The organism is Bradyrhizobium sp. (assembly GCF_049512235.1).
Taxonomy (GTDB): domain Bacteria; phylum Pseudomonadota; class Alphaproteobacteria; order Rhizobiales; family Xanthobacteraceae; genus Bradyrhizobium.
Genome location: NZ_JBEKXH010000481.1, coordinates 1 through 4,885 on the forward strand (window position 1 = coordinate 1; position 4,885 = coordinate 4,885).

Sequence of the window (4,885 nt, forward strand, 5' to 3'; positions counted from 1 at the left end):
ATGGCGGCGTCCTCTCCCAGCAAGGGCAGCCAGACGTCACGCGTCAGTGCGGCGATGGTAACGACCGCGACAAAGACTGCACCGACGCCAAGCGCCATCGCGCCGTGATCGCGCCTGAGATTGACCGCCGCATAGAGCATCAAAAGCGCCATTCCGACCGGAAGCGGCAACGCGATCAATGCCGCCGGCATCTGGAAGATCGGCGTCAGTTCGTCCCAGCTCGAGATCAGGAATTCGATCGAAACAAAGCCGGTGATGCCGGCGACGAACAGCACGACGACGTCGGCGAACGCGAGGCAGCCACGCTCGCCGCCGGCAGGAAGCCGGCTCAGGATGACACGAACGAAGGCGTGATCGCGCCGCCGATAGGCCACCGCGCCGCCGATAAAGGCCATGATCGACAACGCCGTGCGGGCGATTTCGTCGGTCCACAGGAAGGAATGCTGGAAAAAGACCCGGGCGACAATGTTGGCCAGCACCAGCACGAGTTCGCCGAGCAGTGCGGCGACGATCAGGCTCTCGGCTGTGCGATCAACGAAGCGAAGCGGCGTGAGCTCCGAGCTGGCGGGCGGCGCAAGTGCGATCGGCACTTGCGCATCCGTCAACATGACGTCGATTGCGCTCGTGCGCATCAGATCGCAATGCCAGCCAGGATCGAACAACCGAAAACACCGTTCATGCTGTAACCTCCCGATTGCGCGGCTGTTGTTGCGGCCGCGTCCGTTGTCTTGTCAGCTGCGCTCGTCGAAGAACTCCGGATTGAGACTTTGCGTGGCTGAGATATGGGTAAGCAGGCTTTCGAGATGGATTTCCAACGCGATCCTGGCGGCCGCGGGATCATGCGCCTCGATGGCTCGCAGGATCGCTTCATGCTCCGCGATCGTCCGCGCGATCCGTCCTTGCTGCGGCAGGGTCAGCAGGCGATAGCGGTCGACGTGAACCTTCACCTGCTGGATCAGCGTCCAAATGCCTGGATATCCGGCGACCTCCGCGATGGTTGCATGAAACATCTCGTCGGACTGATGGAAGGCGCCGCGGTCCGCGGCCGCGTTGGCCTCGCGCTGGCGCTCCAGGATCGAATGCAGAACCAGAATCTGGCTGAAGGTCGCACGCTCCGCCGCCAGCTGTGCGGTGGTCGCCTCAAGCGCCTTGCGGATAATGATGGCTTCCGGCAACGCCGCGACGGGAATCCGCGCGACATAGATGCCCGATTGCGGAAATATATCCAAGAGACCTTCATCCGACAATTTCAGGATGGCTTCGCGAACCGGCGTTCGACTGACCCCGTAGCCAAGCGCGATTTCGGCTTCCGAGATGACCTCCCCAGGCCGCCGCTGCAGCGACACCAGTTCGGCCCGAAGATCCGAATATATTTTCGACGCGGCCGTTGCCGTGCGCGGTCGGCTACCGCGGCGATGGGCGGCCGGACGATGCGCCGGCTCGGTCTTTTTCGTCGCGCGTGCGGGCATGCTTGCTCTCAACCACTATTGATATATTAGTATATGAACCGATATTGGCAAAGTTAAAACTGGCAGGCCGGCTGGTTTAATTCGAGCGCGCCTGCTGCAATGCTATTTGCGGCGCAGCGCCAGCCAGGAAGCGCCTCATTTTCGCACCGCGCCGGCCGCGTTGGTTGTCGAGCAAGGGAGGTCTGATGTGACCGACTATCGCAAGCTTTTCGATCTCACCGGAAAGACCGCATTGGTGCTTGGCGCGGCCTCCGGTATCGGCAAATCATCGGCGGAAGCGCTGGCATCGCTCGGCGCCGGCGTGATCTGCGCCGATCTCGAAGGCGGCGCCGCGGAAGCCACCGCCGCCGGCATCCGCGCGCTGGGCGGTTCGGCAGAAGCCGACATCTGCGACGCGGCCAGTGCCGCCGATGTGGCGGCGCTCGCGACCAGGGTGACCGCGAGATTTCCGCGTCTCGATATCGCCGTCACGACGCCGGGGCTGAACATCCGCAAGACCATCCTCGATTATACCGAAGAGGATCTCGATTCTGTCATCAACCTCAACATCAAGGGCGCCGTGCGGTTCTTCCAGGCCTTCGGCCGCATCATGGTCGGCCAGCGCGGCGGCAGCCTGATCGCCTGCTCGTCCGTGCGCGCCGTCACCATCGAGCCTGGGCTTGCGGTCTATGGTGCGACCAAGGCCGCGATCGGCCTCCTGGTCAAGGGTTTTGCGTCCGAGGTCGGCCGCTTCGGAGTTCGCGTCAACGCCATCGCGCCGAGTATTGTCGAGACCGCGCTGACCGCACCGTTCAAGCAGCGGCCCGATATCTACAATCTTTATGCCGGTCACACGGTGTTCAATCGCTGGAGCCGCGCCGATGAGGTCGCGACCGCGGTGGCCTATCTGGCTTCCGACGCGGCAAGCTATGTCAGCGGGAGCACCTTGTTTGTCGACGGCGGCTGGACCGGCGTCGACGGCCCGCCGACCGGCCTGACCCAGCTGGCCAAATAGGATTGGTATCAGAACCAAACAAGCTTAGGTTGCGGGGCCGGGCGAAATAACATGATGTTAGGTTTGTCGCATAACAAGGTAATTGTGTTAAATCGCCGAAGAGCTATCGTAACACTGCTTTCGATGGGTTTCGCCAATTCGATATTGAAACCCGCTCTCAGACGGTTCACGTTGTCGTCGCTCCGTTACGGGCTTGTTTTGCGCCCCGACGGTTTTTGAGAGCGATGATCTTGCACCGCACAATCAACAAGTGCGGCAGCGGCGATCAAAGCGTTTGACGTTGAAATGAACCCACTTGACGTGAATTTTGCAGGAAATGGACCTTTGGTGGACGACATCTAAAAGCAAGCGAAAACAACGCTCAAACAGCTGCCCAAAAGCTTTAAGAAGCCCGCTAACGGGACGTCAGCAAAAAAGTTGGAGGAGGCTCTCAATGAATAGTGCGCAAACGACCCACGATACGAGTCAATCAAAGAAGGCCGCTGCCAGCGGATGGATTGGATCGGCGCTCGAATATTATGACTTCTTCATTTACGCTACGGCGGCGTCCCTGATCTTCCCGCAGATATTTTTCCCGTCGGAGAATCCGACCGTTGCCATCGTCGCATCGCTGGCGACCTACGGCGTTGGCTACGTTGCCCGGCCCATCGGTGCTTTCTTTCTGGGGCACTGGGGCGATACCCATGGCCGCAAGACCGTTCTGCTGGTCTGCATGTTCCTCATGGGTTTCTCGACGATGGCCGTCGGCATTCTGCCGACCTATCAACAGGTCGGCCTGCTGGCCCCAGTGCTTCTTGTCATCGTGCGCCTCATCCAGGGCTTTGCGGTTGCCGGAGAAATCTCCGGCGCCAGTTCAATGATCCTGGAGCATGCTCCATTCGGACGGCGCGGATTCTATGCCAGCTTTGCGCTCCAGGGCGTGCAGGCCGGGCAGATTCTTGCGGCCGCGGTGTTCCTGCCGCTCGCGGCCTACATGCCTGCCGAGGCGTTCAATAGCTGGGGTTGGCGAATACCCTTTTTGCTCAGTTTCTTCGTCATCATCGCCGGCTACATTATCCGCAGCAAGGTTGAGGAGACGCCGGCATTTGCCAAAGAGGAACAGCAAGGCAAGGTTCCGAGAGCGCCAATCATCCAGGCCTTCGAGCTGAACTGGAAAGACATGCTCCGGGTGGTCTGCATGGCGCTGATGAATGTCATTCCGGTCGTCGCCGCAATATTCGGCGCGGCCTACGCGGTCCAACCAGCCTACGGCATCGGCTTTGAAAAAGACGTCTACCTGTGGATTCCCGTTCTGGGGAATATGCTGGCCGTGTTCATCATTCCGTTCGTTGGTAACTTGTCGGACAAGGTCGGCCGCAAGCCTCCCATCATCATAGGTGCGCTTTGTTCCGGCCTGCTCGCGTTCGGCTATCTCTACGCGATCAGCATCAAGAGCGTGCCGTTGGCAATTTTCATGTCGCTGTTGATGTGGGGCGTCGTCTACCAGGGCTACAACGCCATCTTCCCGAGCTTTTATCCCGAGCTATTCCCCACTCGAACCCGGGTCTCAGCAATGGCGATATCCCAGAATGTCGGTACGACGATCACGGCGCTGCTTCCCGCACTCTTTGCAAGCGTGGCGCCTCCCGGCTCGGCCAACATTCCTCTCACTGTCGGGGCCATCGCCTTCGGGATAACCGTCATCGCTGCGGTCGCGGCCATGACTGCCCGGGAAACCTATCGGATCAATATCAGTGATCTCGGAAATCCCAACGCTGTTCCGATGGCGAAGGCAGACTATGAAAGGAAACGCTCCGAGGCTGCCGGCGGTGCTGTCGTCGTTCCAACATAGCGGCGACGGACGAGAACTCGTCAAGCCCGTCGGACGCTTTGGGTTCATGATCGGGGCCACTCGTCTTCCTGAATAAAGCTGCCGCCTTTTCAGAGCCGACCAAAGGCGGCAGCAGGTTCTCGTAGTTATCAAGTTCATGAGGTTACATCAACATGACTCCTGAAGCCGAGTTCTACCAGCGTGATCGCGATCTTCATCCCCCGGCGTATACGCCCATCTACAAGACGAGCGTGTTGCGCTCGCCGCGCATCCCGCTTTGGTCCCTGCAAAACTCCCTGTCGGAGGTAACCGGTCCGGTATTTGCGCCTGCAGAGCTCGGTCCGCTCGATAATGACCTCATCCTCAACTACGCCAAACAGGGTGCCCCGATTGGCGAACAGACGATCGTCCACGGCTATGTGCTCGATGGCAACGGCCAACCTGTATCCAATAACCTGGTCGAAGTATGGCAGGCCAATGCCGGCGGACGCTATCGTCATCGTAACGACACCTACATAGCGCCGATCGATCCCAATTTCGGTGGTTGCGGCCGAATGTTGACCGACGAACGAGGTTACTACTTCTTCCGAACGATCAAGCCAGGCGCCTATC

Annotated in this window: 5 protein-coding genes; 3 read left to right on the forward strand and 2 right to left on the reverse strand. The window is 59.8% G+C overall.

Going from position 1 to position 4,885, the window contains the following annotated elements:
- Nucleotides 1-632: TRAP transporter small permease (locus ABSG20_RS29980; protein WP_423868079.1), on the reverse strand; the 632-nt coding region annotated here is incomplete at its 3' end.
- 99 nt (nucleotides 633-731) lie between these two features.
- Nucleotides 732-1,469 (reverse strand): GntR family transcriptional regulator, encoded by a 738-nt coding sequence (locus ABSG20_RS29985; protein WP_423868080.1) that lies wholly within the window; start codon nucleotides 1,467-1,469, stop codon nucleotides 732-734.
- A gap of 187 nt (nucleotides 1,470-1,656) precedes the next feature.
- On the opposite strand from ABSG20_RS29985, the gene ABSG20_RS29990 reads away from it, so the two are divergent.
- The 3 genes from ABSG20_RS29990 to ABSG20_RS30000 all read left to right on the forward strand — a co-directional run.
- Nucleotides 1,657-2,463, forward strand: coding sequence for an SDR family NAD(P)-dependent oxidoreductase (locus ABSG20_RS29990; RefSeq protein ID WP_423868081.1), 807 nt, complete (start codon nucleotides 1,657-1,659; stop codon nucleotides 2,461-2,463).
- A 433-nt stretch (nucleotides 2,464-2,896) separates the two neighbouring features.
- Nucleotides 2,897-4,294 carry an MFS transporter gene (locus tag ABSG20_RS29995; protein ID WP_423868082.1) on the forward strand — a complete coding sequence of 466 codons (1,398 nt, stop codon included), beginning with the start codon at nucleotides 2,897-2,899 and terminating at the stop codon, nucleotides 4,292-4,294.
- Between the two features lie 152 nt (nucleotides 4,295-4,446).
- Nucleotides 4,447-4,885: dioxygenase family protein (locus ABSG20_RS30000; RefSeq protein WP_490338349.1), on the forward strand; the 439-nt coding region annotated here is incomplete at its 3' end.